We start from the raw sequence: 21,298 nt of genomic DNA, 5'->3' as shown, positions 1-21,298 counted from the left end.
AGCGAGAAACTGTGAGCGAGAGAGAGATCGAGAATGTGGAGCTGGAGCAGGTCTCCGGATCGGAGTCGGGCATAGCTGCGGGATCGGAGCCGGACGGCGGCCCTGACACCGATGCGGCGGAATTGAAATCCCCTGCGGCAAAACGCTTTACTATCCTCCGCGCGCCCAGCAAACGCGCCACGATCGCCTATCGCGCCGCTGCCGCACTGCTGCTCGCCGCCGCGCTCGCCTCCACGGTGTTCTTCTACCTCCAGAACAAGAACAACAAGGCCATAGTCTCCGCACACGAGGACGCCCGCCTCGCCGCCTGCCAATACGCGCCGGTGCTCGCCGACTACGACGCCAAGAACCTGGACAAGTACTTCGCCGGAGTGCTCGATGGCGCCACCGGTGACTGGAAAAAGCAATTCGACAGCACCAGTAAGGAATTGCGCGATGTGCTCACCCAGGGCGAGGTCGTGTCGAAGGTGAACGACGTCCAGTGCGCGATCAAATCCGGCGACGCCGATTCCGCCGAGGCGATCGTCGTGATCGGCCAAACCATCACCAGCATGGGCACCCAGGGCAAGCCAGCCCCCGGTCAGCTGTCCATGGTGATGCGGTTGGAAAGGGTGGACGGACGCTGGCTGGTCAACAAGGTCAACTCCCCACTCGCCACGCCGCCACGGTCCTAGCCCAGCTACGGCTGGGGCCTGATCGCGACGATGGCCTCGAAATGGGGCCGGACGCCGCCACCTGGGCAAATCAGACCGACCTGGACACATGGGGGTGGCGAGGTTGTCGATACCATGGCGGCATGAGTGTCGACAATCGCCGTACGGCGCGCAAGGCGGTCAACGGCGACTCGGCACCGCGGGAGATTCGGCGACGGCCGAAGAATCGGCGGGCCCAGATCGCCGCGGCCTCGGCGGCCGCGTTCGGTGCGCTGGGCTATCACGGCGTGAGCATGGAGGACATCGCGTCCGGGCTCGGGATCAGCTCGGCGGCGCTGTACCGGCACTATCCGAGCAAGTACGCGCTGTTCCAGGAGGAATTGCTGCGGGTCGGCCGGGCCATGACGGAATCGGTCGAGCTGCCGCAAGAGGCGACAGAATGGTCGCCGGAGCGGCGGCTGCGCCACGTGCTCGACGCGCTCATCGGCGTCACCATCGAGAACCGGCCGACCGTCACCCTGGTGCGCTGGGAGGGCCGCTATCTCGAGCCGGAGGATCTCGCGATCCTCACCGAACAGCAGCTCACCGTCGCCGGCGCAATCGGCACGCAACTGGCCGCGCTGCGACCGGAACTCGCGGAGGACGACCTGCGGGTGCTGCGCGCCGCACTGCTCAGCGCGATCACCAGCATTGCCGACCACCATGCCACCTTGCCCGCGAAATCCCTTGCCCGGCTGTTGAGTTCGGCATGCTGGGCGCTCGTGCCCGCCGAACTCCCCGCGCTCGACCCGGATGCCGAACTCCCGGTGGCCGCGGAGATTCCGGATTCGTTCAAACATGAGCTGTTGCTGCGCAAGGCCGTCGAGCTGTTCCACGATCGCGGCTACCCGAATGTCAGCGTCGAGGAGATCGCCACTGCCGCAGGACTTTCCGCGGCATCGGCGGTATACCGGTTCTATCGCGGCAAGAGCGACTTGCTCGCCGCCGCGTTCCGCCGGGCCGCCGACCGTGTCTCCGGCGCGATCGGCCCGGCGGTGGCCGCCGCGACCGATGCCGAAGAGGCGCTGACCACTCTGATCGAGCAGTACGTCGATGGCTCGTTCACCGAACGCGCGCTGACCTTCGTGTATTACACAGAGTTCCAACATGTTCCGACCGACGAGCGCACGGTGCTGCGAAATATCCAGCGGCTCAGCGTCGAAGAGTGGGCACGGCTGCTGCGCGATGTCCGACCGGAGCTCTCGCCCGCCGAGGCCAGATTCCTCATCCACGCGGCATTCGCGTTGGTGGTCGATCTCGGCCGTACCTTCGGTGCCGAGCCGATCGCCTCCCCGGCCCGGGTTCGGCTGCTCATGCAGTTGGTGCTGTTCGGCCGCCCGGCCCGCTCGTAGTCCCGCGCCACGCATCGATACGAAGCCTTGCCCGATTCGAAATATGTTATCGGATATTCCGATCGGCTTGAGCATTAGGTCTCGACGTGGAAACCTAGTTTCGGGTATTTTTGTGATCTTCCGTTCAATCAGATTTCAGCCCTGGGAAGACTCGTCTAGCAAGCGTCCGATTGGGCTAACATCGCGGGATGGATGCCGAGGATCGTCGCGTCACGGAGGACGCGACCGCAGGCCGCGCCGCACCGTCGCGTGCGGTACGGCGTCGACCGCGCGACCGTAGGGCGCAGATCGCCGCCGCCTCCGCGGAGGCCTTCGGATCGTTCGGCTATCACGGCGTGAGCATGGAGGATATCGCCTCGCGCCTCGATATCAGCTCCACCGCGCTCTACCGGCACTACCCGAGCAAGTACGCGCTGTTCCGCGAGGAGGCGCTGCGGCTGGCCGCGCTGAGCACCGAGGCCGCGCACCTGCCCGAGCAGTTGCGCGACCGGCCCGCCGCCGAACGCCTCGACCACATCCTCGACGCCCTGATCGCGGCCGCCATCGCGAATCGCCGCAGCGCCGCGCTGCTGCGCTGGCAGAACCGCTACCTCGAGCAGGACGACCGCCAGATCCTCATCGATCAGCTGATCACCACCGACACGGTGGCCCGCGAGCTGCTGGCCGAGACCCGTCCGGAGTTGTCCGGCGGGGATCGGGCGGTGCTCTCGGCCGCCGCGATGAGCGTGATCGGCAGCATCTGCGACCATCATGTGGCGGTTCCGGTGCGCACGCTGACGGCCCTGCTGCGCTCGGCCTGCAACGCGGTCATCGCAAGTGCGCTGCCCGCTCCCGGTGACGACACCGAATCCCTTGGGGTGAAAGAAGTTCCGCTCACTTTCAAACACGAGCTGTTGCTGGCGCGGGCCATCGAACTGTTCCATGAGCACGGCTATCCCAATGTGAGCGTGGAGGATATCGCCAATGCGGCCGGCCTGCCCGCCTCCTCGGCGGTGTACCGCTTCTACCGCAGTAAGGGCGATCTGCTCGCGGCGGCGTTTCGCCGTGCGGCGGACCGGGTTTCGGCGGCGATCGGTCCCGCCATCGCGGCCTCGGACAGTCCGGACCAGGCGCTGGGGACCCTCATCGAGTTGTATGTGCGGGGCTCGTTCGCCGAGCGCGAGCTGACCTTCGTCTACTACGCGGAGATCAGCAATGTGCCGCCGGAGGATCGCACCGTGCTGCGAAATATCCAGCGGCTCAATGTCGAAGAGTGGGCCAAGCTGCTCATCGGGGTCCGGCCGGAGCTCTCCGCGGCCGAGGCGCGGGTGCTGGTGCACGCCGCGCTGGCGTTGGTCGTCGACCTCGGTCAGTGGCTCGGGCCCGATAACCCGCTGTGCTCGCAGCAGCGGGTCGCGCACCTGATGCGGGTCATCCTCTTCGGCCGCTAGGTTATGCGCCGCCATACCCGTCGGTTCATTTCTGGGCCGGGCGGATGGTGGCGTACCAGTCGAGGAGGTCTGGGTTATCCACGGCGCTGCGTTCGACGACGCGCGTCGGGTCGGCGCCCTGGAAGAGCTTTTTGATCGGCACCTCGAGTTTCTTGCCGGTGCGGGTGTGCGGAATACCCGGGGCGACGATGATCTCGTCGGGGACGTGGCGGGGGGAGACCTCGGTGCGGATGGTGGTGTTGATGCGGGTTTTCAGGTCGTCGGTCAGGTCGGTGCCTGGGGTGAGGGTGACGAATAGGGGCATCCAGTAGCCGCCGTCGGGTTGTTCGGCGCCGATGACCAGGGCCTCGGTGATTTCGGGGAGGCGTTCGACGGATTGGTAGATATCGGCGCTGCCCATGCGGATGCCGTGGCGATTGAGGGTGGAATCGGAGCGGCCGTGCACCACGATGCTGCCGCGATCGGTAATGGTGATCCAGTCGCCGTGCCGCCAGATGCCGGGGAACATATCGAAATACGCGTCGTGGTAGCGGGTTCCGTCCGGATCATTCCAGAAGCGCACCGGCATGGACGGCATCGGCTTGGTGATGACGAGCTCGCCGACCTCGTCGCGGACCGGCTTGCCGTCGGTGTCGAAGGCCTCCAGCGCGACACCCAGATAGGGTGCGGACAGCTCACCTGGCCAGGTGGGTACCGTGCGTGCGCCGCCGATGAAGGCGGAGACCACATCGGTGCCGCCGCTGATCGAGGCGACTTGGACGTGGTCACCGACATTGTCGCCCAACCACACCGCCGACGCGGGCGGCAGCGAAGAACCGGTGATGCCGACCTGTCGCAGTGCGGACAGATCGTGATCGGTGCGCGGCACCGCGCCAGCTTTGATGCAGGCGAGCACATAGCCGGGACTGGTACCGAGCACGGTCGCGCCGACCTGGGCTGCGATGTGCCACAGCGCATCCGGTGTCGGATAGGTGGGACTGCCGTCGTAGCAGACGATGGTCGCGCCGACGAGCAGTCCGGCGACCTGGAAGTTCCACATCATCCAGCTCGGGCTGGTGTACCAGAAGAAGGTGTCATCGGGACCGATATCGGCTTGCAGCGCAACAGCTTTGAGGTGCTCGAGCACCACGCCACCGTGCCCGTGCACGATGCCCTTGGGTAGTCCGGTGGTGCCAGAGGAGAACACGATCCACAGCGGATGGTCGAAATCGACTGTCTCGGTCTCGATCACAACGGCTTCGGTATCGGCCGCCGCCTCGGTCCAGGGCAGCGCGTCCGGCACCGGCAAGCCCAGCTGCGAGACGGCCACGGTCGTCTTCACGGTATCGAGTCCGGCCTGCAGCGCAGCGATATCGTCGCGCTTATCGTGCGCCTTGCCCCCGAAACGGTAGCCGTCCGCGGTGACCAGCACGGTGGGCTCGAGCTGGCCGAGCCGATCCAGCGCAGCCTTGGGCGAATAGTCCTGACCGCAGGCGCTCCACACCGCACCGATGCTCGCGGTGGCCAGGAATGCGATCACCGCCTCCGGAATATTCGGCAGGTATCCGGCCACCCGATCACCCGGCGCTACCCCGAGCGAGCGCAGCGTGCGCGCGAATGCCGCTGTGCTGTCGATCAATTCGCTCCAGGACACCTCGCGCACCGGACCGTCCTCGGTCACCGCGACGATGGCGGGCCGATCGGTGCGGAACTGCCGTACGACCTGATCAACATAGTTCAGCCGAGTCCCCGGAAACCACTGCGCACCCGGCATTTCGGCGCTCGCCAGCACCTCGCCCGCGACCGGGCCGAGCTCGAAGTAATCCCACAGCGCACCCCAGAAGCCGGGCAGATCGTCGACCGACCACTGCCACAGCGCCCGGTAATCCGGCGCGGACACTCCGGTGCGCGCCTCGACGAATCCGGCGAAGTCGGTGATGCGCGCCTTCGCGATATCTGATTCGGTCGGCACCCATTGTGGTTGCACCGCATTACCTCCTGGCTGAGTCTTCGGAAATCAGGTGTGGTTCGCGCGCCGCACGATCTGCTCGGCATGCCGCAGCACCGGGGCATCGACCATGCGGCCCTCGAAGGCGAAGACGCCCCGATGTTTCGGTACCTCGTCGAGCACCCTTCGGGCCCAGTCGATTTCGTCCGCCGTCGGCGCGTAGGCGGCTCGGATGACCGGCACCTGGCCGGGATGGATCGCCACCTTCGCATCGAAGCCGATCGCGACGGCGTCCAGCGATTCGGCACGCAGCCCGTCGAGATCGCGGATATTCAGGTAGACGGAATCGAGCGCGAACTTCCCGTACGCCTTGGCCGCGAGCAGCGCGGTCGACCGAACATGGCGGGCCACATCCCGGTACCCGCCATCGGCATGCCTGCTGGAGTTGCCGCCGAGCCCGGCGACCAGATCCTCCGCACCCCACATGACCCCGATCGCATTGCGCGCCTGCACCGCGCTCCCGACCGCCATGGCGCCCAGCGGCGATTCGATCAGCGCGATCACCTCGTAGTCGGCGAGCGTGCCGAGCTGTTCGGCGGATTCGGTCTTCGGCAGCATGATCCGCCGGTATTCGGTGCGGGCCAGCGCCGCGAGATCCAGCTCGTGCTCGTCGGTGCCGACGGCATTGATCCGGACCACGGTGGTCTCGGGATCCAATGGGGTCTCGATGAGCGCTTTGCGTGCGGCCGCCTTATCGCCGGCGGCGACACCGTCCTCGAGATCGATGATCACCACATCGGCTGCCGCGGCGGCCTTTTCGTAGCGTTCGGGGCGGTCGGCCGGGCAGAACAGCCAGGCCGGTCCCGGCATCTGCCAACTCATGCGGGCCTCGGTTCCTTGCGTACCAGCGTCTTGCGTACCGCTGTCGCCACGATATCGCCATGCTGATTGCGCGCGGTATGCGAAAAGGTGACGATGCCCTCACCGGGACGGCTCTTCGATTCGCGCTTCTCGGTGACGACGGTCTCGGCATACATGGTGTCACCGTGGAACAGCGGCTTCGGGAAGGCGATATCGGAGAAGCCGAGGTTGGCGACGATCGTGCCCTGGGTCAGCTGCGCGACCGAGAGACCGACCAGGGTGGACAGCGTGAACATCGAATTCACCAGGCGCTGGTGGAACGGCGGCAGCTGGTCGCTGAACGCGGCGTCCAGGTGCAGCGCCTGGGTGTTCATGGTCAGCGTGGTGAACAGGACATTATCGGCCTCGGTAATGGTCCGGCCCGGCCGGTGCTCGTACACCACGCCGGTCTCGAATTCCTCGAACCACAGGCCGCGTTGCACCACTCGGCGCGGGCCGTCGGTCTCCGTCACAGGCCCAGCTCCCGCCCGATCAGCATCAACTGCACCTCCGTTGTACCCTCGCCGATTTCGAGGATCTTGCTGTCGCGATAGTGCCTGGCCACAGCGTATTCGTTCATGAAGCCGTAGCCGCCGAAGATCTGGGTGGCATCGCGGGCGTTGTCCATGGCGGCCTCGCTGGCCACCAGCTTCGCGATCGCTGCTTGTTTCTTGAATGGTTTACCCGCCAGCATGAGCGCGGCCGCGTCGTAGTAGGCGGTGCGCGCGGCGTGGGCGCGCGCCTCCATCCTGGCGATCTTGAAGGCGATGGCCTGGTTGCGGCCGATGGCCTGGCCGAAGGCCTCGCGTTCCTTGGCGTAGCGCACGCTCTCGTCGACGCAGCCCTGGGCCGCGCCCACCGAGAGCGCCGCGATGGCGATGCGGCCCTCGTCGAGGATGCGCAGGAAGTTGGCGTAACCGCGGCCGCGCTCGCCGAGCAGGTTCTCCTGCGGCACCCGAACATCGGTGAAGCTCAGCGGATGGGTGTCCGAGGCATTCCAGCCGACCTTGTTGTAGGCGGGTTCGGCCACGAAACCGGGGGTGTCGGTGGGGACGAGGATGGTGGAGATCTCCTTCTTGCCGCCCGACTGGCCGGTCACCGCGGTCACCGTCACCAATGTGGTGATATCGGTGCCGGAGTTGGTGATGAACTGCTTGCTGCCATTGATGACCCATTCGCCGCCGTCGGCGACCGCGGTGGTCCTGGTGCCGCCCGCGTCGCTGCCCGCGCCGGGTTCGGTGAGCCCGAACGCGGCGAGATTGCGGCCACTGGTCAACTGCGGCAGCCATTCCTGCTTCTGCTTATCGTTGCCGAAGCGGTAGATCGGCATGGCGCCCAGCGAAACACCGGCCTCCAGCGTGATCGCCACGCTCTGATCGACCTTGCCGAGTTCCTCCAGCGCCAGGCACAGCGCGAAGTAGTCGCCGCCCATGCCGCCGTACTCCTCCGGAAACGGCAGGCCGAACAGGCCCATATCGGCCATGCCGGCGACGACCTCGTACGGGAAGGTGTGGTTCGCATCGTGTTCGGCGGCGACGGGCGCAACCACCGACTTGGCGAAATCACGCACCGTCAGGGCGAGGTCGCGGTAGTCCTCGGGCAGAGTGCCGGTGGACAAGAAGTCGGTCATGACTGCGCCTCGCTGACGCTCGGCTCCGTCATGCCCGACAGGTCGGCTGTGTCCATGGTTCGTTCGCTGCGCTCACTCATGCGGAAGTTCCTTCTCGCTCGGAGTTCTTCGGTTCGGATTCGGTCGCGACGATGCGCACCAGCGGCTGCTCGAGGCGGACCTGGTTGCCCGGTTCGACCAGGACTTCGACGATGCCCGCGACCGGTGCGGTGAGCGTGTGCTCCATCTTCATGGCCTCGACCACGACGACCGGCGCACCCGCGGCCACGGTGTCGCCGTTGCCGACCGGCACCGCGATCACCGAACCCGGCATGGGGCTGCGGATCTCGGCGTCGCCGACGTGTTCGGCACCGCCGCGGACATTCACCTCGGCCACTTCGCGCAGCACCGAGACGCCCGACGGCCCGGCGACCCAGAGCTGCCCGTCGTGTTCGGCGACGCGGTACTCCCGACGCAAGCCGCCCAGGGTCAGGGCGAGCACTCCGGCCCGGTCTCCGGTGAAATCGGCGGTGAGCGAAGTGGATTCGCTGCTGTTGAGGTGTACCTCGGCGGCATCCGGGGAGCCGGTCAGATACACGTGTTCGGTGCGGTCACCGCTGGCCAACCTGATGGTGGTCGGTGCGGGCGCGCCGATGCGCCACCCGGACGGGATATCCCACGGATCGCCCGGTGCTGCCGGCCAACGCCGCAACCAGTGATACGCGGCGGCGGCGATGAATTCGTCATCCCCGACCGCAGCGGGTTCGAATTCGCCGACGCGACGGTCCAGCAGTCCGGTATCGAGCCTTCCGGCGACCACATCGGGGTCGGCCAGCAGGAAACGCAGGAACTCGATATTGCTGGTGACGCCGAGCAGCACGGTATCGCCCAGTGCCCGATCGAGTTTCGCGAGCGCGGCATCGCGGTCGGCGGCGTGCGCGATGACCTTCGAGAGCATCGGGTCGTAATCGCTGCCGACCACGGTGCCGATGCGCAATCCCGAATCCACCCGCACGCCAGCGCCTTCGGGCTCCGACAGGTCGAGTACGGTGCCGCCGGTGGGCAGGAACCCGCGTCCGGGATCCTCGGCATAGACCCGCGCCTCGATCGCGTGTCCGACCAGCCGCAACTCGTCCTGGTTCACGGCGAGTTTCTGTCCGGCCGCGATCCGCACCTGGCACTCCACCAGGTCGATCCCGGTGACCAGCTCGGTCACCGGATGTTCCACCTGCAGTCGGGTATTCATCTCCATGAAGAAGAACTCGTCCGGCCGATCGGCGGAGACGATGAATTCGACCGTGCCGGCACCGACGTAATCGACGCTGCGCGCGGTATTGCAGGCGGCGGCGCCGATGCGTGCCCGGGTCGCGGCGTCCAACAGCGGCGAGGGCGCTTCTTCGATGACCTTCTGATGCCGCCGCTGCAGGCTGCATTCGCGTTCACCGAGATGGATCACGTGGCCGAATTGATCGGCGAGAATCTGCACCTCGATATGCCTGGGCCGGGTGACGAATCGCTCCAGGAACAGGGTGTCGTCACCGAATGCCGCGGCCGCCTCACGCCGGGCGCTGGCCAGCGCGGCGGGCAATGCCGACGGTTCCTCGACCAACCGCATGCCCTTACCGCCGCCGCCCGCCGACGGCTTGACCAGCACCGGATAGCCGATATCGGTTGCGGCGTCGATCAATTCGGCGTCGGTGAGTCCGGGCCGGGCGATACCGGGTACGACGGGCACGTCGAAGGCGGCGACGGTGTTCTTCGCCGCGATCTTGTCGCCCATGATCTCGATCGCCTTCGCGGGCGGTCCGAGGAAGACGATGCCAGCCTCGGCCAGGGCCGCGGCGAAAGCGGCATTCTCGGAAAGGAATCCGTAGCCGGGGTGCACGGCTCGGGCTCCGGTGCGCACCGCCGCGGCGACCACCTTCTCGATATCGAGATAGCTCTGCCTGGCCGGAGCCGGGCCGAGGCGCACCGCGGTATCGGCTTCGCGCACATGCCTGGCCTGAGCGTCCGCGTCGCTGTAGACCGCGACGGAGCGAATACCCATGGCGCGCAAGGTCCGGATGACGCGCACCGCGATCTCGCCGCGATTGGCGACGAGCACGGTGTCGAAGTCGACCGGATTTGATTTGTTCATCATTTTCACATCCGGAAGACGCCGTAGGAAACGGGTTCGAGCGGCGCCTGCGCGCACACCGAAAGGGCAAGTCCGAGCACGGTTCTGGTGTCGGCGGGGTCGATGACGCCGTCGTCCCAGAGTCGCGCGGTCGAGTAGTACGGATTGCCCTGATATTCGTACTGTTCCCGAATCGGGGCCTTGAATGCCTCCTCGTCCGCGGCCGACCACGGCTGCCCGCTGCTGTCGAGCTGATCACCGCGCACCGTCGAAAGCACCGAGGCGGCCTGTTCGCCACCCATCACCGAGATTCGGGCATTGGGCCACATCCACAGGAAGCGCGGCGAATACGCGCGGCCGCACATCGAATAGTTGCCCGCGCCATAGGATCCGCCGATCACGACGGTGAGCTTCGGCACCCGCGCACAGGCCACCGCGGTGACCATTTTGGCCCCGTGCTTGGCGATACCGCCCGCCTCGTAATCGCGCCCGACCATGAAACCGGTGATGTTCTGCAGGAACAGCAGCGGAATCTTGCGCTTATCGCACAGCTCGATGAAATGTGCGCCCTTCATGGCGGATTCGCTGAACAGCACGCCGTTATTGGCGACGATGCCGACCGGATGTCCGTGGATGCGGGCGAATCCGGTGACCAGGGTCTTGCCGTATTCGGCCTTGAATTCATGGAATCCGCTGTCCCCGTTGGCAGCACCGTCTACCAGGCGATGGATGACCTCGCGGACGTCATAGGGCGTGCGCAGGTCGACCGGGACCACGTCGTACAGCTCGGACTCCGGTTTCGCGGTCGCGACGGTCGGCGTCACCTCCCACGGACTCGCCGAGCGAGGGCCGAGCGTGGCCACGATGCGGCGCACGATGCGCAGCGCGTCCTGGTCGTCCTCGGCCAGATGGTCGGTCACTCCCGAAGTGCGCGAATGCAATTCGCCGCCGCCCAGCTCTTCGGCGGTGACCACCTCACCGGTCGCGGCCTTCACCAGCGGCGGTCCGCCGAGGAAGATCGTGCCCTGGTTGCGCACGATCACCGCCTCGTCGCTCATCGCCGGTACGTACGCGCCACCGGCGGTGCACGAGCCGAGCACCGCGGCGATCTGCGGAATTCCCTGGGCGCTCATGGTCGCCTGGTTGTAGAAGATGCGCCCGAAGTGCTCCCGATCCGGGAATACCTCGTCCTGCCGCGGCAGGAACGCGCCACCGGAATCGACGAGATACACGCACGGCAGCTGGTTCTGCAGCGCGACCTCCTGGGCGCGCAGATGCTTCTTCACCGTCATCGGGTAGTAGGTGCCGCCCTTGACCGTGGCGTCATTGGCCACGATCACGCATTCGCGCCCGGAGATGCGGCCGATGCCGGTGATGATCCCCGCGCCCGGGCATTCGTCGTCGTACATTCCGGTCGCGGCCAGCGGCGAGAGTTCGAGGAACGGGCTGCCCGGATCGAGCAGCTGATCCACCCGCTGCCGGGGGAGCAGCTTGCCGCGGGCCACATGCCGCTCGCGCGCCTTCGGGGGCCCGCCGAGTGCCGCCGCGGCCATGCGGGCGCGCAGATCCTCGAGCAGCGCCCCATGTGCCGTGCGGTTGTCGACTCCGACCTGTTCGGTCACCGTCATCACGCCGTCCTGCCATCCAGTTAGTCGCCGATAACTGGAATTCAGGTTAATGTTGATTAACCGAGATGTCCAGGCCGTAGCGATCGCTTGCGGGTCGCTCGAAAGGATCAGCTGAAAGGAGCGCGTGTGACCAGCACCGACCCGGTCGTGCCCACCCGCAGGGAACAACTGAAACTGCAGCGCAGGGCGCAGCTGCTGGATGCGGGAGCCCGGCTCATCGCCGATCGCGGCTTCCTCGGCATGCGCCTGGACGACCTCGGCGCGGCCGTCGGGATCAGCGGGCCCGCGGTCTATCGGCACTTCCCCAACAAGGAGGCGCTGCTGGTCGAACTGCTCGTCGGGGTCAGCCAGCGGCTGCTCGACGGTGGGAAGGCGGTGGTGGCCCGGACCGAATCGGCGGGGGAGGCGCTGGCGGGACTGGTCGACTTCCATCTGGACTTCGCGCTCGGCGAGCCCGAACTGATTCGGATCCAGGACCGCGACCTCGACAATGTCCCGACCGGCGCCAGGCGCGAACTGCGTCGCACCCAGCGTCAGTACGTGGAGATCTGGGTGGCGGTGCTGCGGGAGTTGCATCCGGAGCTGCCGGAGGAGACCGCGCGGGTGCAGGCCCATGCGGGCTTCGGATTGATGAACTCCACGCCGCACAGTGCCACCAATGCCACCGCCACCCGGACCCGGCCGGTGCTGCGCCAGATGGCGCTGTCCGCATTGGGCTAGGCCCGGGCCCGCCGGAATCACCGTGCGGTCCACCCACCGTCCATGGTGTAGGACGCGCCGGTGACCATGCCGGCATTCGAGGAGGCGAGCCAACCGACCAGTGACGCGACCTCTTCCGGCTCGACCAGGCGCTTGATCGCGGTCTCGGTGAGCAGCACCTTTTCGAGCACCTGTTGCTCATCGATGCCGTGAGCCTTGGCCTGATCGGCGATCTGCTTGTCCACCAGCGGTGTTCGGACATAGCCGGGATTGACGCAATTGCTGGTGACGCCGTGGCGGCCACCCTCGAGCGCGGTGACCTTTGACAGGCCCTCCAGCGCGTGCTTGGCCGTCACATACGCGACCTTGTATTCGGACGCGCGCAACCCGTGCACCGAGGACAGGTTGACGATCCGGCCGAAGCCGCGCTGATACATCCGCGGCAGTGCCGCGCGGATGAGCAGGAACGGCGCTTCGACCATGAGGGTCATCAGATTCCGGAACCGTTGCGGCGGGAAATCCTCGATCGGGTTGATGCTCTGCACGCCGGCGTTGTTCACCAGGATGTCCACATCCAGGGTGAGCTCTTCCAATGCCGCGACATCGAGAAGGTCTACCGACCAGGCCTTTCCGTCGAGCTCGCTCGCCAGTGCCTTCGCCCCGACGTCATCGATATCGGCGATGGTGACGGTCGCGCCGCGCGCCGCGAGTTCCCTGGCGCAGGCGGCGCCGATGCCGCTGGCGCCGCCGGTGATCAGCGCGGAACGTCCGGTCAGGTGACTCATGTGAGCTCCGCTCGCAGTGCGTCGACCGGCGCGGCGGGGGCGGGTGCCGAGGAGGTTTGGGCGGCAAGGGTTTCCGCGTCCGCGGTGTCGATGCTCTCCAGCGCTATGCCTTTCGTTTCGCGGGCGAACAGGACGGCGATGGCGGTGATGGCGGCGGCCGCTGCCAGATATACGGCAATGGGCACCGCGGACCCGTAGGTATTGAGCAAGCGGACGGCGATGATCGGTGCGAGCGATCCGGCCACGATCGAGGTGACCTGATACCCGAGGGAGACACCGGAATACCGCATGCGGGTGGGGAACATCTCGGCCATGATCGCGGGCTGTCCGGCGTACATGAAGGCGTGGAACACCAAACCGATAATGATCGCGGACATGATGATCGCGTTGTGGCCGCTGTCCATCATCGGGAAGGCGAAGAAGCCCCAGGTGCCCGCGGTGAGCGTGCCGACCAGATAAACCGGACGCCGGCCGAAACGATCGGAGAGGTTGCCCGCCAACGGAATCATTACGAAATGCACCGCGTGCGCGGCCAGCAGCCACCAGAGGATGACCTTGGTGTCGACGTGCACATGCACCTTGAGATAGGTGATGGTGAAGGTGACCACCAGGTAGTAGAGGATATTCTCGCCGAAGCGCAGACCCATGGCGGTGAGCACGCCGCGCGGGTAGCGCCGCAGCACCTCGACGACGCTCAGTGAGTTCGCCTTGATCTGTTCTATTTCCTGCTGTGCCGCAACGAAAATGGGTGCGTCGGTGACCTTCGTGCGGATGTAGTAGCCGACCAGCACGACCACCGCGGACAACCAGAACGCGACGCGCCAGCCCCAGCTCAGGAAGGCGGCATCCGAGAGTGTCGAGGTCAGCGCCAGCAGCGCGACCGTCGCGAGCATATTGCCGACGGGCACACCGGCTTGCGGCCAGCTCGCCCAGAATCCGCGACTGCGGCTCGGACTGTGTTCGGCCACCAGCAGTACCGCGCCGCCCCATTCGCCGCCGACCGCGAAGCCCTGGATGAATCGGAGCACGACCAGCAATGCCGGTGCCCAATAACCGATCTGGGCGAAGGTCGGCAGACAGCCCATGAGGAAGGTCGCGGCGCCGACCAGTACGAGGCTGAATTGCAGCAGCTTCTTGCGACCGTACTTATCGCCGAAGTGTCCGAAGACGATGCCGCCCAACGGTCGTGCGGCGAAGCCGACCGCATAGGTGATGAACGCCGCCAGGATCGCGTCGAGATCGCTGGTGCCCTTGGCGAAGAACACCTTGCTGAAGACCAGCGTCGCAGCCGTGCCGTAGAGGAAGAACTCGTACCACTCGACCACGGTGCCCGCCATGGACGCGGCCACCACCCGCCTCAGGCCGGCCGGTATGCCACCGGGATCACCGGTCGGCCGCACTGCACTGCGCACGCTCATCGAACATCTCCTTCATGACCGGGGCCACATCATGTAGCGAATGTGACGGCCCCCACATTTCGTGGTCAGAACGAGTATTCGTGCACATATCTTCGGCCGCAATGACCAGTTGTGCAGTGCGCATCTGCAAGAATGCAGATATGTCACCGGCCGCCTCGGGCCCCGCCCACCCCAGCGCGGATGATCTGCTGGTTCTGCTCGCCGTCGGGCGCTCCGGCCGCTTCGTCACCGCCGCCGAGGAGCTCGGCATCAACCACACCACCATCTCCCGCCGCATCGCCGCGCTGGAGCAGACGCTGGGCGGCCGCGTGCTCACCCGGGTGACCGGCGGCTGGGAGCTCACCGATCTCGGGCGTGAGGCGCTGGCGGCGGCCGAGGCCGTGGAATCTGCGGTCAAATCGTTGGCCACCGATGTCGACGGCACTCGCGTGCTGGAGGGTGTGGTCCGGATTTCGGCGACCGACGGATTCAGTGCCTATATGGCCGCACCGGCCGCCGCCGAGGTGCAGCGGCGGCATCCGAAGATCGCCGTCGAGATCGTCGCCGCGACCCGCCGGGCGTCTCAGCAACGTTCGGGCCTGGACATCGAGGTGGTTGTCGGTGAACCACAAGTCCACCGCGCCAAGGCAATTCGACTGGCCGACTATTGTCTCGGGCTCTATGGCTCCCGCGATTATCTGCGCGAACACGGAACTCCGGCGGCCATAGACGATCTGGCGCGGCACTCATTGGTCTACTTCATCGATGCCATGCTCCAAGTGGACGATCTGGACCTGGCCTCCAGTTTCGCCCCCGCCATGCGCGAATCCGTCACGTCCACCAATGTTTTCGTGCACGTCGAAGCGACTCGCGCGGCGGCCGGCCTTGGATTGCTGCCCTGTTTCATGGCCGACCGCCACGACGACCTGGTCCGGGTGCTCGGCAAGGAGGTCTCGGTTCGGCTCACCTATTGGCTCGTCACCCGCACCGAAACGCTGCGCAGACCGGAGGTGGCGGCGGTGGTGGACGCGATCCAGGTTCGGGTTGCCGACCAGCGGAATGTGCTGCTCGGCTTGTCGGCATGATCGGTGCCGCCGTGGAATACGCTGCTGGGCTTGGCAACTCGGCAGTGCGCAGTCGCTGTTGATTGCTGACTTGCCTCTCACCAGCTAATCGGTGAATACGTCATCGATGGTGCGTGCGGCCAGGGCGCGATCGAGCCAGGTATCGAATTGGTTCAGGTCGGTGCACCTGTCCAGTCGGGTAGCTGCGGCTTCGGGCACTGTGATGACTCGCAGGTGCAGAGGTTTGCGTATCGCCAGGGCCCAAGCCTCGGCTTCGCCGCCCTCGGGAAGACCCTTGACATAACCCGCAGCAAAGCCTCGGAGGTAGTGACGCCGAGCGAACTCGCTTCGGTATGGACACTCGTCATTCGCCATCAGGCCCTCCAAGAGAAACGCCGACGCTGTTCAGGACAGTTGGTAAGAGCTATTCGGTGGAGGTTCCGTCGGCAACTGCGACATGATCAGGTTTACGGCTGTTTCGGGAAGATCTCGTCGATACGGTTGGCAGTGAGTGAGCGATCGATCCAACGGTCGAGTTGGTCTAAGTCGGTGCAGGCATTGATGTGGGCTTTGAGGGCTTCGGAGACCTCGAAGCCCCGTTTGGCGAGAATCCGGAGCAGCGCTGCGGCCTCACCCTCGGCTTTGCCTTCGGTCTTGCCCTGTGAGTGGTAACGCCGAGCGAACTCGCTTTTGTATTCGTAGGTGCCGGTCGTCATGAGGCTCTCCAAGAAGTGCCGGGCCGCCTTGGGCAAGATGGCGGCTACAAGGTCAATGTACATCTCGCCGCGGGGCGCGGGGAACACGCTCGCGGCGAGGGTGGTCAGGATTGCATTCCGTTCGGGATGGTTGCGGTGAGCGATGGCGGACAGCACCGCGAGTTCCGGGTTTATCGGCCGCGGCCTGCGGGTCGGTGACCACAGGGACATCTTGTGGACTGAGTACGACTGGTCTGAGCGTAAAGTCCGGGGCGACTGAAATGGGCTTGCGGCAGTGGTTGGCCGTGCGCTCGTTGGGGCAGAGGACGAGCAGGACTGTCAGGCAGCGGAGGCGGGCTCTGAGGGTGGTCAGGTATACCGGCCAGCTCCAGTATTTGTCGCTATCCGGCTTCAGCTGAACTTCGACGACGACGCCGAGCACCGGCGTGGTGCCCGTCGCCAGGACGACGACGGTGTCCGCGCGGTATTCGGTGGGGTCGATGTCGGGGAAATCGCCTGATTCGAGGCGGGCGTGGTCGAACTCGGGTAGAGGTGTGTCCAGCACATCGGCGAGTAGTTCGGCGGCCAGTTGGGGGCGTTGCCGGAACAGGTCGATCACCACTTCGTGCAGGACGCTGGGCATGGGTGCACGGTAGCGGTGGGTACTGACAGGAAAATCCAAGCGAGCGAGCAGGTTTCAGGCTGCCTAACCCGCGGTGCGGTCCAGGTCGAGGTTGCCGTCGACCATGCAGTAGACGGAGTCCATGCGGTGCAGGTGGGTGCGGTCGTGGGTTACCAGGAGGGTGGCGGCGTTGTGGTCTCGGACTACGGTGAGGATGAGTTCGATGATTGCGGCGCCGCGTTCGGTGTCGAGGGCGCTGGTTGGTTCGTCGATGACCAGGAGGGCGGGGTCGTTCATCAGGGCGCGGGCGATATTGATGCGTTGGCGTTGGCCGCCGGAGAGTTGGGCGGGGCGTTTGGCGTGTTGGTCGGCGAGGCCGACGGCGTCGAGTAATTCCATTGCCTTGGAGCGGGTTTCGCGGCGTTGGGTCGGCGCGGTGAACAGGCGCTGGCCGAGGTGTGACATGGCCTCGAGCTGTTCGACGGCGGTGAGGGCGGGGATGAGGTTCGGCTGTTGGAAAACGATGCCGATGGACGAGCGGCGCAGGGCGGCGGCTTCGCGGCGGTTGAGAGTCGCGAGATCGACTGTGCCATCGCGCGTTTCGAGGATGATGCGGCCGGCGTCGGGACGGATCAGAGTGGAGACGACGGCGAGCAGGCTGGATTTGCCGGAGCCGGAGGGCCCGGTGATGGCGGCGATGGTGCCGCCGGTGACGTGCAGGTTCACGTGGTTCAGTGCGGTGAGTCGCCCCGCGCCGTCCGGGTAGGTGAGCGTTGTTTCGCTCACGGTGAGAGCGGTTTTCGTCATGGTGGCGGTGGTCATGCGGGTCTCCGGAGGTCAGCGGGCCGCGCCGAGCGCGGTGAGCGGGTCGGTGGTGAACAGGAAGCGCAGGGCGAAGGCCGCGCCGAGCAGGCCGAGGACGATCAAGGCCGCCGCGGGCAGCAGGGTGGTCGAGAGGCTGAGGACGAATGGCAGTGCGTCGCCCATGAATGTGGCCGCGGTGATGGTGATTCCGAGACCGACGGTGACACCGGCGGTCAGTACGATCGCCGCCTGGGCGAGGGCGTCGCGGACCAGCGAGCCGGAGGTCGCGCCCAGTGCCTTCAATGTCGCGATATCGGGCATGCGCTGCACCGTCCACACGGTGAAGAACGCGCCGATCACCAGCGCCGAGATGGCGAACAGCAGCACCGTCATCAGTGTCAGCGAACCGTTTTCGGCCTGGTAGGAACTCAATGCCGACAGCGATCCGGAGACGCTGGTCGAGGTCGTATGCGCGGATGCGTTGACAGCGGCCATATTCGGGATGTCGGAGACCGCGAGCACCGTGGCGGCGCCACCGCGCGGGCTCACCGACTGCCAGTCGGCAGGTGTCATCCAGACGACGGGTGTGTGGCTGTACCAGTCGTCGCCCTGAACCGCGGCCACCCGGAAACTGCCCGCGCCGAACGTGACGGTGTCACCGGCAATGGCATCGAGGGCCTTGGCCGCGCCGGCGCTGAGCACCACCGTGCCCGCATCGGTTGCGACGCGATTGCCGAATGCGGTTCCCGCCGTGCCGAACAGTGCGACCTGCGCGGGCTTGGTCGCACCCTGACCCGACACCGCGCCTTCCATGCGGCCGATGCCGATCGGGTCGACGGTGCCGGTCGAACCGGCCGCCGCCTGCCACGTCTCGACCTGCTGCTGGGTCAGCGCGGAGGCGTCGAAGGAGGGATCCGCGCCGTTATCGGCGAAGACGATGGCATCGGCGTGGATCGCTTCCACGGCGGAGATGTTCTGGTGCGCGAGCCCGGCGGTGAGACCGCTGAGAAAGCTCACCAGCAGTGCCACCAGGGTGACGACGAGCGTGATGAGCAGAAAGCGGCCGCGTGCGGCCCGCAGATCCCGGAGTGCGACGAACATGCCCTCACCCTGCCGCGATCGTGTGCTTCCGCCATCGCGCACGCGGAGGAATAGACCCCGATCGAAGGTTGGTCGGCGTTTTACACCTTTCGATGGATGCCGCCCAGGTAGCCGCACATAAGCTGGCAACGTGCATTCGTCGCCGTTCACCCCCGTCTTCACCGCGCTGCGGTTGGGGCTGCATGTGCTGGTGACGACGCTGGCGGTGGTGGTAGCGGTGCGCGCGCTGCTGCCCGGGGCCGGACATCCACTCGCCGTGGTCACGCTGACCGTGGCATTCCTGGCCGTGTACTTCGCCGGTGCGTTGGTCGGCCGCCACCCGGCGGGCATCCGTCTCTGGCTGGCGGCGCTGACCGTGCTGTGGCTCGGCCTGGTGGTGCTCGCGCCCGACGCCGGATATCTCGCATTCGGCGTGTTCTTCCTCTACCTGCATCTGCTGCCGCGCCCTTGGAGCCTGCTCGCCGTCGGCGCGGCAACGGCGGTGGCGGTGATCGGTTTCGGGGTGCATCGCGGCTGGTCGGTGGCGGGTGCCATCGGGCCGATTATCGGCGCGGCGGTCGCGGTGGGGATCGCGCTCGGCTACGAGGCGCTGTTCCGGGAATCGGCCGAACGTCAGCGCCTGATCGAGGAATTGCTCAGTACTCGAGCGATACTCGCGGAACAAGAGCGCACGGCGGGCAAGCTGGCCGAGCGCGAACGACTGGCGCAGGAGATCCACGACACGGTTGCCCAGGGACTGAGCAGCATCCAGTTGCTGCTGCATGCCGCCGAGCAATCCGCTCCGGATCATCCCGCGCTGCAACAGATTCGACTGGCACGCGAAACAGCGGCGGAGAATCTTGCCGAAACCCGAAGGCTGATAGCCGAATTGACTCCGGCCGCCCTGGAAGGGCATAGCCTCGCACAGGCGCTGGAACGCATCTGCCAGCGCGCCGAGGCCCCGGGGCTGATCACCCAAATGGTGGTCGAGGGCACCCCGGAACGTCTGCCGATGCCGATCGAGGCGGCCCTGGTTCGGATCGCGCAGGGGGCGGTCTCGAACGTGGTGCGCCACGCGGCGGCCAGCCGAATGCGCTTGACCCTGACCTACTCCGACACCGAGGTGTATCTCGACGTGGTCGACGACGGCATGGGCATCGACCCGGCGGTACTCGATCGCGCACCATCGGGCACCTTCGGACTGGCCGCCATGCGCAGCCGCGTCGAGCAACAGGGCGGCACCATGGCGGTCGAGTCCGAGCCCGGCCACACCGCGGTCACCGTCTCCTTCCCACTCGAGCCCGTCGCCACTACGGAATCCAGCTCGGTCGCAACCGATTCCGGCCTGTCCGCCGAAGGGCTCGACAGTCGTGGGGTTGAACCCGGTCCGGCTGCGGTGGAGGCCGGTGGTTCGGTGGGAGTGCCCGGGGCGTCGGCGGGAGCGTCTGGCTTGTCCGCCGGAGGGCTTGACAGTCGTGCGGTGGAACCCGGTCCGCCTGTGGTGGAGCCGGGTGGTTCCGTGGGAGTGGCCGGCGGGTCGGCAGGAGAGTCCGGTCTGTCCGCCGAAGGGCTCGACAGTCGTGGGGTTGAACCCGATCTGCCTGCGGTGGAGCCCGGTGGTTCCGTGGGAGTGGCCCGCCAGTCGGCAGGAGAGTCCGATCTGCCTGCGGTGGAGTCCGGACGGGATGCCGGCCGGTCCGTAGGAGAGTCCGGCATGCCCGCGGGAAAACGGGGTGCAATGGAGTCCGCGCCCGGCGAATCCGAGGCGCCCGCAGCGCAATCCAGTTCGCGGTCACCGGAACCCGCTGCGCGCGAGCCGGAATCGACGGACCGGGGGTCACACGCATGATTCGCCTACTACTGGCGGATGATCACGCCATCGTGCGCGCGGGACTGCGGGCGCTGCTGGAGAGCAATGACGACATCACCGTCGTCGGCGACGCACCGACCGCCGAGGCCGCCGTGGCCTGCTGCGCCACCACACCGGTCGATCTGGTGCTGATGGATCTCAGCTTCGGCCCCGGCCGCTCCGGTGTTGATGCGACCACCGAATTGCGTGCGCTTCCGAACCCGCCCAACGTCCTGGTCGTCACCAACTACGACACCGACGCCGACATTCTCAGCGCCATCGAGGCCGGAGCCTGCGGCTACATCCTGAAGGACACGCCGCCGGTCGAATTGCTCGCGGCGGTGCGGTCGGCGGCGGCGGGGGAGAGCGTGCTGTCGCCCGCCGTTGCGTCCAAGCTGATGACTCGAGTGCGCCGCGCCGACACCACCTTGAGTCCGCGCGAGATCGAGGTGCTGCGGCTGGTCGCCGATGGCAGCTCGAACCGGGAGATCGCCAAGGAACTCTTCCTGAGCGAAACAACCGTCAAATCCCACCTGGTGCACATCTACGCCAAACTCGGCGTCCGCTCGCGCACCTCCGCCGTCGCCCGCGCCCGCGAACAAGGCGCCATCTGATTCGGCCGCACCTTCGTAAGGGTGCCCACAGGGCG

19 protein-coding genes and 1 pseudogene are annotated in these 21,298 nt (G+C 66.5%); 7 read left to right on the top strand and 13 right to left on the bottom strand.

Annotation, left to right across the window (positions count from 1 at the left end):
- The first annotated feature begins 11 nt into the window (after window positions 1-11).
- The 3 genes from ACHQ4I_RS16555 (at window position 12) to ACHQ4I_RS16545 (ending at window position 3,474) form a co-directional block, all read left to right on the top strand.
- Window positions 12-674, top strand: a complete 663-nt coding sequence (locus tag ACHQ4I_RS16555; protein WP_420772589.1) for a hypothetical protein — start codon at window positions 12-14, stop codon at window positions 672-674.
- A gap of 122 nt (window positions 675-796) precedes the next feature.
- Window positions 797-2,044: a TetR/AcrR family transcriptional regulator gene (locus ACHQ4I_RS16550; RefSeq protein ID WP_420772588.1), complete on the top strand. Its 1,248-nt coding sequence runs from the start codon at window positions 797-799 to the stop codon at window positions 2,042-2,044.
- Between the two features lie 188 nt (window positions 2,045-2,232).
- Window positions 2,233-3,474, top strand: coding sequence for a TetR/AcrR family transcriptional regulator (locus ACHQ4I_RS16545; protein ID WP_420772587.1), 1,242 nt, complete (start codon window positions 2,233-2,235; stop codon window positions 3,472-3,474).
- 25 nt (window positions 3,475-3,499) lie between these two features.
- Here the strand turns inward: ACHQ4I_RS16545 and ACHQ4I_RS16540 are convergent, their stop codons facing one another.
- The 6 genes from ACHQ4I_RS16540 to ACHQ4I_RS16515 form a co-directional block, all read right to left on the bottom strand.
- Window positions 3,500-5,440: an acetoacetate--CoA ligase gene (locus ACHQ4I_RS16540; protein WP_420772586.1), complete on the bottom strand. Its 1,941-nt coding sequence runs from the start codon at window positions 5,438-5,440 to the stop codon at window positions 3,500-3,502.
- 30 nt (window positions 5,441-5,470) lie between these two features.
- Window positions 5,471-6,283, bottom strand: a complete 813-nt coding sequence (locus ACHQ4I_RS16535) for an HpcH/HpaI aldolase/citrate lyase family protein (protein ID WP_420772585.1) — start codon at window positions 6,281-6,283, stop codon at window positions 5,471-5,473.
- Entirely contained in the window at window positions 6,280-6,774 is a 495-nt protein-coding gene (locus tag ACHQ4I_RS16530; protein ID WP_420772584.1) for a MaoC family dehydratase, read from the bottom strand. The genes ACHQ4I_RS16535 and ACHQ4I_RS16530 overlap by 4 nt, the downstream gene beginning before the upstream one ends.
- Window positions 6,771-7,931: an acyl-CoA dehydrogenase family protein gene (locus ACHQ4I_RS16525; protein WP_420772583.1), complete on the bottom strand. Its 1,161-nt coding sequence runs from the start codon at window positions 7,929-7,931 to the stop codon at window positions 6,771-6,773. The genes ACHQ4I_RS16530 and ACHQ4I_RS16525 overlap by 4 nt, the downstream gene beginning before the upstream one ends.
- A gap of 76 nt (window positions 7,932-8,007) precedes the next feature.
- Window positions 8,008-10,050 (bottom strand): acetyl/propionyl/methylcrotonyl-CoA carboxylase subunit alpha, encoded by a 2,043-nt coding sequence (locus ACHQ4I_RS16520; RefSeq protein WP_420772582.1) that lies wholly within the window; start codon window positions 10,048-10,050, stop codon window positions 8,008-8,010.
- A gap of 2 nt (window positions 10,051-10,052) precedes the next feature.
- Window positions 10,053-11,654 (bottom strand): carboxyl transferase domain-containing protein, encoded by a 1,602-nt coding sequence (locus tag ACHQ4I_RS16515; RefSeq protein ID WP_420772581.1) that lies wholly within the window; start codon window positions 11,652-11,654, stop codon window positions 10,053-10,055.
- 126 nt (window positions 11,655-11,780) lie between these two features.
- Here ACHQ4I_RS16515 and ACHQ4I_RS16510 point away from each other — a divergent pair, with 126 nt between their 5' ends.
- Complete coding sequence (locus ACHQ4I_RS16510) at window positions 11,781-12,374, top strand: SACE_7040 family transcriptional regulator (RefSeq protein ID WP_420772580.1); 594 nt, start codon at window positions 11,781-11,783, stop codon at window positions 12,372-12,374.
- 17 nt (window positions 12,375-12,391) lie between these two features.
- Here ACHQ4I_RS16510 and ACHQ4I_RS16505 read toward each other — a convergent pair whose 3' ends face one another.
- Both ACHQ4I_RS16505 and ACHQ4I_RS16500 read right to left on the bottom strand, forming a co-directional pair.
- On the bottom strand, window positions 12,392-13,138 hold the full coding sequence (locus ACHQ4I_RS16505; RefSeq protein ID WP_420772579.1) for a 3-hydroxybutyrate dehydrogenase: 747 nt from the start codon (window positions 13,136-13,138) through the stop codon (window positions 12,392-12,394).
- A complete protein-coding gene (locus ACHQ4I_RS16500; protein WP_420772578.1) occupies window positions 13,135-14,556 on the bottom strand; it encodes an MFS transporter in 1,422 nt (473 codons plus the stop codon). The genes ACHQ4I_RS16505 and ACHQ4I_RS16500 overlap by 4 nt, the downstream gene beginning before the upstream one ends.
- A 140-nt stretch (window positions 14,557-14,696) precedes the next feature.
- Here ACHQ4I_RS16500 and ACHQ4I_RS16495 point away from each other — a divergent pair, with 140 nt between their 5' ends.
- Window positions 14,697-15,620, top strand: coding sequence for a LysR family transcriptional regulator (locus ACHQ4I_RS16495; protein ID WP_420772577.1), 924 nt, complete (start codon window positions 14,697-14,699; stop codon window positions 15,618-15,620).
- An 84-nt stretch (window positions 15,621-15,704) separates the two neighbouring features.
- On the opposite strand, the gene ACHQ4I_RS16490 is transcribed toward ACHQ4I_RS16495, so the two are convergent.
- From ACHQ4I_RS16490 to ACHQ4I_RS16470, 5 genes are all read right to left on the bottom strand, one after another.
- Complete coding sequence (locus ACHQ4I_RS16490) at window positions 15,705-15,974, bottom strand: hypothetical protein (protein WP_420772576.1); 270 nt, start codon at window positions 15,972-15,974, stop codon at window positions 15,705-15,707.
- Window positions 15,975-16,066: 92 nt separating this feature from the next.
- The gene (locus ACHQ4I_RS16485; protein WP_420772575.1) at window positions 16,067-16,315 is read right to left on the bottom strand and encodes a hypothetical protein; all 249 of its coding nucleotides are present in this window, start codon (window positions 16,313-16,315) and stop codon (window positions 16,067-16,069) included.
- Between the two features lie 52 nt (window positions 16,316-16,367).
- The gene (locus tag ACHQ4I_RS16480) at window positions 16,368-16,937 is read right to left on the bottom strand and encodes an RpnC/YadD family protein (RefSeq protein ID WP_420772574.1); all 570 of its coding nucleotides are present in this window, start codon (window positions 16,935-16,937) and stop codon (window positions 16,368-16,370) included.
- 63 nt (window positions 16,938-17,000) lie between these two features.
- Window positions 17,001-17,723, bottom strand: a complete 723-nt coding sequence (locus ACHQ4I_RS16475) for an ABC transporter ATP-binding protein (RefSeq protein WP_420772729.1) — start codon at window positions 17,721-17,723, stop codon at window positions 17,001-17,003.
- A gap of 30 nt (window positions 17,724-17,753) precedes the next feature.
- Window positions 17,754-18,821, bottom strand: a complete 1,068-nt coding sequence (locus ACHQ4I_RS16470; RefSeq protein ID WP_420772573.1) for an ABC transporter permease — start codon at window positions 18,819-18,821, stop codon at window positions 17,754-17,756.
- A 130-nt stretch (window positions 18,822-18,951) separates the two neighbouring features.
- Between ACHQ4I_RS16470 and ACHQ4I_RS16465 the strand changes: the two are divergent.
- Window positions 18,952-20,100: pseudogene (locus tag ACHQ4I_RS16465) on the top strand (sensor histidine kinase); the annotation flags it as partial.
- Window positions 20,101-20,645: 545 nt separating this feature from the next.
- Window positions 20,646-21,263 carry a response regulator gene (locus ACHQ4I_RS16460; RefSeq protein WP_420772572.1) on the top strand — a complete coding sequence of 206 codons (618 nt, stop codon included), beginning with the start codon at window positions 20,646-20,648 and terminating at the stop codon, window positions 21,261-21,263.
- Window positions 21,264-21,298 lie beyond the last annotated feature (35 nt).

This window comes from Nocardia nepalensis, from assembly GCF_048910785.1.
Classification (GTDB): domain Bacteria; phylum Actinomycetota; class Actinomycetes; order Mycobacteriales; family Mycobacteriaceae; genus Nocardia; species Nocardia nepalensis.
The sequence above is the reverse complement of the archived record's forward strand: the minus strand, read 5'-3'. Positions and strand labels throughout refer to the sequence as shown.